Below are 6173 nucleotides of genomic sequence, written 5' to 3'. Positions count from 1 at the left end.
CCACCAGTGGTGATCTGACCCAGGATGGTGACCGTGACCCGTCGCTGGACTTCGGATTCGTACCCGGTGCTGCGTTGCAGTGGAACAAGGTCGACGCATCCGGGATTCCAAATATGCTCGCCGGCTCGGAATGGGAGCTCACCGCGGTTGACGGTTCGGGGACAGCTGTGGGCGAACCTCTCGCGATCGCGGACTGTGGCGAAAGCCCGTGCACGGGCGGTGACGTCGATCCCACACCCGGGAGTCTGCTGGTCGAAGGCCTGACCCCAGGGGAGTACCAGCTAGTTGAGACACGTGCTCCGGTGGGCTACGTCTTGGATAGCACACCGATTCTCGTGACAGTCGCCGCCTCGACGCAGGCGACAGTTCTTGCCGACGTTGTCAACGAGCAGCAGGAGGTCCCCACGATTCCGCTCACGGGTGGTTGGGGTTCGGACCACTATTCACTCGCAGGAATCATGCTCTTGTTGATGGCGGCCGGTCTCACGTTCTGGCATCGTCGCAACAATCGTTTCGCTCATTGAATGACCGGTGGGTCGGTGCAATTGCGTCAGCGTAGGCGCAATTGAGAACCTGTCACTCCCGATGAAACAATCCCACATTGATGGTGAGATTTCACGTCGCGCCGCGTCGTGATTCCCGAGAAAGAGAAAGTGAATCCCCCATGGTGAACAATTCGCAGGCTGTTGGGCGAGGGCGTCGTGCTCTTGCTGGCGTGGCGGCGTTGTCGGTGGGTGTCGCGGGCGTGGTCCTGAGCGGCACTGCAGCGATGGCTGCTCCGGTGCCGGGTCCGGTTGATGATTCGGTGGTCGGCTCGTTGACTGTACACAAGTACACCTATCCCGATGATGGTGCGCAGGACCCGTCGGGAACGGGCACTGACCCGACGTCGGCTCCGTTGGCGGATGTCACCTTCGAGGTGTGTGAGATCGGTAATGTCACCTCTCTGGGTGATACCTCCAATCTTGGCTGGGACCAGGTGGGCGGCATCGACGCCCTCAGCAGTGACGGTTCCGCGTTGACGGGGACCGAGGCTGGCGTGGACGGCACGACCGATTTCGGGCTGTCCAACTGCACGTCGCTGGTGACTGATGCTGCGGGTATCGCGACCTTCACGGGTCTTGCGGTGGGTGCTTACCTGGTGACCGAGACCGATGCTCCGGCGGGTGTGACGATGGGTGATCCGTTCATCGTGACGGTCCCGACTCCTGCTGATGAGAATGGTGGGGCGGACAACACCGGGATGTGGGAGTACGACGTGAACGTCTACCCCAAGAACATCCGGGCCGAGGCGCCGGACAAGACCATCGATGACCAGCCGAGCAATGGTGTGGTCCTCGGTGATGAGATCGGGTTCTCGATCTCGCAGGTGATCCCCGCTCTGCCGGCCGGTGAGGATTACACCAAGGTCACCGTCACTGACACCCTGGACGACAAGCTTGACCTGGTCGCGGGGTCGGTCGTGGTCAGCATCAATGGCACGCCGTTGGTCCTGGACAGTGACTACACCCTGGACACCACTGGTGATGTGATCACCGTGACTCTGACGGGTGCGTTGGCCACGATCGCTGCGGGTGACACTTTGACGGTGGACTTCAACACCACCGCGAACTCGAATGGTGTCATCACGAACCAGGCGTTCGTGAACATCAACGATCTCGACCTCGATGGTGATGGTGAGGGCGGCGAGAACCCGACTCCCGAGGTCGTGACCCGGTGGGGCAACCTGCTCGGTGAGAAGAGCGACGCGTCCGGGTCGAACCTGCTCGGTGGCGCTGAGTTCAGCGTGTACTACACCACCGACACCGACGGCACCTGTGGTCCGGTGACCACCGCTGATATCGACGGGCAGAGCCCGGTGGCGACGGTGACTTCGGCTGCTGATGGTTCGATCGCGGTGCCGGGCCTGTGGGTTGGTGACTCCAACGATGATGTGACCAACCGGTGCTACATCCTCGAAGAGACCGTCGCGCCGGCCGGGTACGTGCTGCCCACCGGAGACGCGGCTCTGACCGCGGTGAACATCACCCCGGGCGAGACCGCCACGACCGCGACGTTCACCATCGAGAACGACCAGCAGCTGGTCCCCGGCCTGCCGCTGACCGGTTCGCAGGGACAGGTCCTGCTGACCCTGTCGGGTATCGCGCTGCTGGGAATCGCCCTCGGTGGCGGACTGCTCGTGGTGCGCAAGCGTCGCCAGGGCGCCGAGTCAGCCTGAACAGTGTTGAGTGCGCGCTGAACCACCCGGTAGCGCGAGAGGACGAGGTAGCGGAGCGGGTGGCCCCAAGACCAGGGGGCACCCGCTCCGCTACCGTTGTCTGAGACGAAGGAATGCTGAGATGCCCGCGCACCCATCCCGCCACCGCATGGCCAAGCCCAGACGATGGCGCGCCAGCGTCCCCCTGATCGTCTCAGCAGTGATCGCGGTCCTGGGCGTGAGTGCCGTGACCTACCCCAGCGCAGCAAGCTGGGTGTTCGCACTGAACCAGACACAGGTGATCGAACGCTACGACGAATCAGTCAACGACGCGATCCCCAGCGCCGAAGAACAACTGAACCAGGCCCACGCCTACAACAGTGATCTCTCCAGCGGGGCCGTACTGGCAGCGAATGCGAACGTGCCCCAGGGAGAAGGCACATCAGGCACCAGTGACTACGACTACTGGTCGATGCTCTCCACCGAGACCGGGATCATGGCACGCATCCAGATCCCAGCCATCGACGTCGACCTGCCGATCTACCACGGCACCAGCATGCCCACCCTGGAACAGGGAGTCGGACACCTGCAAGGAACCTCACTCCCCGTCGGTGGTGAAAGCACCCACTCCACCCTCACCGCACACCGGGGCCTGCCCGAAGCCACCCTGTTCACCCACCTCGACCAAGTCGAGCAAGGCGACACCTTCACCATCAACACCTTCGGCGAGATCCTCACCTACCAAGTGATGACCACCCAAGTCGTAGCACCCGAAGACACCGAATCACTCCGCCAAGAAGCAGGCCGCGACCTGGTCACCCTCGTCACCTGCACCCCACTAGGGGTCAACAGCCACCGCATCCTCGTCACAGGCGAACGCATCACCCCCACCCCCGACGAAGACATCACCGCCGCGACCACACCCGCCGCCCCGCCCGCCTTCCCCTGGTGGCTCATCCTCTACCTCACCTCCCTCACCCTCATCAGCCTCTACCTCTGGTGGGGAGGACGCGTCCGTGCACACCAACGACCGGACCACGCGACCGCCGGTCAACTCCCATCGCCCGTCGCTGGAGACCGATGACTGCACGCCGTCAACGGTGAGATTGCCGTGATGGTGGAGCACTCCTGCTGCGACATCGCCGTGCACCCAGATGCCTTCCCGGGCATCACTGCTCCTTGTGAGCACGCAGCTTCGGAAGCCGGGGTCACCCCAGAAGTCCGTGTATGCTCAGTGGTCTAGGAGGGGAGTACCCCTTAAGCGGTGACGTCGTCAGTACAGGCGAGCCAGTTCGTCTCGGCGTCATCGGCCCACCAGCGGTGGGGGAGACCTCCGGTGCACACCCAACTCACCGGAGGTTTACGTATGGATGTCCCACTCTGGGCATGGCTGGCCACCGTTGGTCTTATCGTCGCGATGCTCGTCGTCGACTTCGTGGGCCACGTGCGCAAAGCCCACGCACCGTCGCTGAAGGAAGCGGGCCTCTGGTCGGCGGGCTACGTGTTGATCGCGCTCGTATTCGGCGGATTCGTGCTGCTCGAGTGGGGATCGGACTACGGGCTCCAGTACTTCTCCGGCTACATCACGGAGAAGTCGCTCTCGGTGGACAACCTGTTTGTCTTCGTGCTGATCATGGCGAGTTTCCGCGTGCCACGGAAGTACCAGCAGAAGGTGCTGCTGATCGGCATCGTGATCGCTCTCGTGCTGCGCACCTTGTTCATCGTGCTCGGAGCCGCGATCGTCAATGAGTTCGCTTGGGTGTTCTACATCTTTGGTGCCTTCCTCATCTACACGGCCATCACGCAGGTGAGGAAGTCCGAGGAGGACGAGGAGTTCAAGGAGAACGCCGCATTGCGGTTGGTGCGCCGCGTCTTCCCGACGACGGAGGGTTACGTCGACGACAAGATGTTCACCCGCTCCTCCGGCCGGATGCACGTGACGCCGATGTTCATCGTGATCCTCGCCATCGGTAGCGCCGACATCCTGTTCGCCGTCGACTCCATCCCGGCGATCTTCGGCCTCACTCAGGAAGTGTTCCTGATTTTCGCGGCCAACGCCTTCTCGCTGCTCGGCCTGCGGCAGTTGTACTTCCTCATCGACGGCCTGCTCGACCGGCTCGTCTACCTCAACTACGGACTGGCCGCGATCCTCGCTTTCATCGGGGCGAAGCTGGTGATCCACGCCCTGCACGAGAACGAGGTGCCGTTCATCAACGGTGGGCAGGAGTGGCACGTGATCCCGGAGGTCAACACCTACGTCTCCTTGATCGTGATCGTCGGCATCCTGACGGTCACCACCGTGACCTCGCTGCTTGCCGGGCGCAGGGCCGCTGCGGCGGCCGAGGTCACGGCACCAGCGGAAGAAGCGTCGACAGCGGCCGGCGAGGACGACGGCGAGCCCCACTAGTCGTTGGGCGACGGGGGTCGCTGAATCGCTCAGCGTTCTGCCATGCGGGAGCCGGCATACACGGCCGGACTCGCGGCCACTGCCGACTGGCCTGTCCGTGGCTTGCGCGTGCGACGTGCGCTCGTCAGGTCCGGTCTGCGAACGCTCCGATCACGGGGTTCCATGCCCGGACCTTGCGGTGGGAGATCAGGTGGGCGCGGTGAAAGGGATCGGCGTCCAGGATCTGCTTGACCTGAGCGTCGTCCTCGGCTGAGACCAGCAGCAGGGCGCCAGGTGCGGCATTGTCCAACCACGGCCCGGACGCGAGTACCGTACCGGCCTCGGCAAGTCCATTCAGGAACTCGCGGTGCTCGGGCCGGAGTGCATCGATGTCAGCGGTCCGCGTGGTGTCGTAGACGTACTCGACGGCGAATGTCCTCATGCGTGCAGCGTACCTGCGGTGCCCGATCACCACCCTCGTGCCCGCCAGGTGCGAAGGTGGGGGCGCTCGGCACCGAGTGTGGTGCTGTCCCCGTGCCCCGGGTGCACCAGGGTGGAGTCGTCGAACACATCGAAAACCCGGCTGGTGACGTCGGTGAATAGCGTCGCGAAGTCTTCAGCCGAGTGGGTTCTTCCGAGGCCACCGGGGAAGAGGCTATCGCCACTGAAGAGCCAGGCCACGCCGTCGGGATCCTGCCACGCCAGAGCGACCGAACCGGGCGTGTGACCCCGGAGCCCGATCACTCTCAGGTGGAACCTGCCGATCTCGATCGGCTCGCCGTGGCGCAGTCGGCGTGTGACGGGAACGGGGAGGTGGTCGGCATCCTGAGCGCCGGCGAGGACAGCGGCGCCCGTCGTCGCAATCACCTGCCGTAGCGCGCGATGGTGGTCCCAGTGGCGGTGCGTGGTGACCACGCCCATCAGGCGACCGCCTGGACGGGCCGCTTCGACGAGATCGAGCACGCGGCCGGCATCGTCGGCGGCGTCGATCAGGAGCTGGTCACCCAATTCGCGATCGGTGAGCAGGTAGGCGTTGTTGTCCTGCGGGGAAACGCTGGCCTTACGGATCTCGAGGTCACCACGCCGCCAGCACAGTGCGGCCCCGCCCTGCTCGACGTGTGCCGGGTCCACCGGATCGGGGTCCTCCGTGAGACCTGTCGTCATGGCAGCAGGCTCTCACCCAACTCGGTGGGGTTGACCGCAACCTCCCATCGGAACCCATCCGGGTCGATGACATAGCCGGAGTACCCACCCCAGCTCCGCCACGCCGCCTGGCCGATCCGGGCGCCGGCACGTTCAGCGAGTTCCAGGATGCCGTCTACCTGCGCGGGTTCGGATACGTTGTGGGCGAGCGTGACCGGGGGAGTGCCTGTACGGGAGACGGGGCCGATCTCGGCCTCGGCGTGATCACGGTGCCATAGCGACAGCAGCAGGCGGTCCCCGACGCGGATCATCAGCACTTCTCCGGGGACATCGACCTCGGGTTGCCAGCCGAGGCCATCGATGTAGAAGGCGCGGGAGACGTCGAGATCGGCGACGACGAGAGTCACGAGGCTCAGGCGTTGGTCCATGACAGGGAGTGTGGCATCT

At 64.3% G+C, this 6173-nt stretch carries 7 protein-coding genes; 4 read left to right on the top strand and 3 right to left on the bottom strand.

What is annotated here, in order from left to right:
* The 4 genes from FV560_RS16045 to FV560_RS16030 form a co-directional block, all read left to right on the top strand.
* On the top strand, positions 1-524 hold a 524-nt coding region (locus FV560_RS16045), incomplete at its 5' end, for an MSCRAMM family protein (protein ID WP_159622567.1).
* Positions 525-604: 80 nt separating this feature from the next.
* Positions 605-2218 carry a SpaH/EbpB family LPXTG-anchored major pilin gene (locus FV560_RS16040; RefSeq protein WP_338049712.1) on the top strand — a complete coding sequence of 538 codons (1614 nt, stop codon included), beginning with the start codon at positions 605-607 and terminating at the stop codon, positions 2216-2218.
* Between the two features lie 121 nt (positions 2219-2339).
* Entirely contained in the window at positions 2340-3281 is a 942-nt protein-coding gene (locus FV560_RS16035; protein WP_159622565.1) for a class C sortase, read from the top strand.
* 282 nt (positions 3282-3563) lie between these two features.
* On the top strand, positions 3564-4604 hold the full coding sequence (locus tag FV560_RS16030) for a TerC family protein (RefSeq protein WP_159622564.1): 1041 nt from the start codon (positions 3564-3566) through the stop codon (positions 4602-4604).
* Positions 4605-4728: 124 nt separating this feature from the next.
* On the opposite strand, the gene FV560_RS16025 is transcribed toward FV560_RS16030, so the two are convergent.
* The 3 genes from FV560_RS16025 to FV560_RS16015 are packed head-to-tail and all read right to left on the bottom strand — an operon-like array spanning position 4729 to position 6154.
* The gene (locus FV560_RS16025) at positions 4729-5025 is read right to left on the bottom strand and encodes a YciI family protein (RefSeq protein WP_159622563.1); all 297 of its coding nucleotides are present in this window, start codon (positions 5023-5025) and stop codon (positions 4729-4731) included.
* A 26-nt stretch (positions 5026-5051) separates the two neighbouring features.
* Positions 5052-5747: an MBL fold metallo-hydrolase gene (locus tag FV560_RS16020; protein WP_159622562.1), complete on the bottom strand. Its 696-nt coding sequence runs from the start codon at positions 5745-5747 to the stop codon at positions 5052-5054.
* Positions 5744-6154 carry a VOC family protein gene (locus FV560_RS16015; protein WP_159622561.1) on the bottom strand — a complete coding sequence of 137 codons (411 nt, stop codon included), beginning with the start codon at positions 6152-6154 and terminating at the stop codon, positions 5744-5746. Before FV560_RS16015 ends, FV560_RS16020 begins: the two co-directional genes overlap by 4 nt.
* Positions 6155-6173 lie beyond the last annotated feature (19 nt).

Origin of the sequence: Ruania rhizosphaerae, from assembly GCF_009805705.1 — a bacterium.
Lineage (GTDB): Bacteria > Actinomycetota > Actinomycetes > Actinomycetales > Beutenbergiaceae > Ruania > Ruania rhizosphaerae.
Note: the sequence above shows the minus strand (reverse complement) of the source record. Positions and strands in the feature narration are given on the sequence as shown.

What these genes read in the sequence shown, in the direction of transcription:
- FV560_RS16040 (WP_338049712.1), top strand. Translation starts at nt 605, where the DNA reads ATGGTGAGATTTCACGTCGCGCCGCGTCGTGATTCCCGAGAAAGAGAA.
- FV560_RS16035 (WP_159622565.1), top strand. Translation starts at nt 2,340, where the DNA reads ATGCCCGCGCACCCATCCCGCCACCGCATGGCCAAGCCCAGACGATGG.
- FV560_RS16030 (WP_159622564.1), top strand. Translation starts at nt 3,564, where the DNA reads ATGGATGTCCCACTCTGGGCATGGCTGGCCACCGTTGGTCTTATCGTC.
- FV560_RS16025 (WP_159622563.1), bottom strand. Translation starts at nt 5,025, where the DNA reads ATGAGGACATTCGCCGTCGAGTACGTCTACGACACCACGCGGACCGCT.
- FV560_RS16020 (WP_159622562.1), bottom strand. Translation starts at nt 5,747, where the DNA reads ATGACGACAGGTCTCACGGAGGACCCCGATCCGGTGGACCCGGCACAC.
- FV560_RS16015 (WP_159622561.1), bottom strand. Translation starts at nt 6,154, where the DNA reads ATGGACCAACGCCTGAGCCTCGTGACTCTCGTCGTCGCCGATCTCGAC.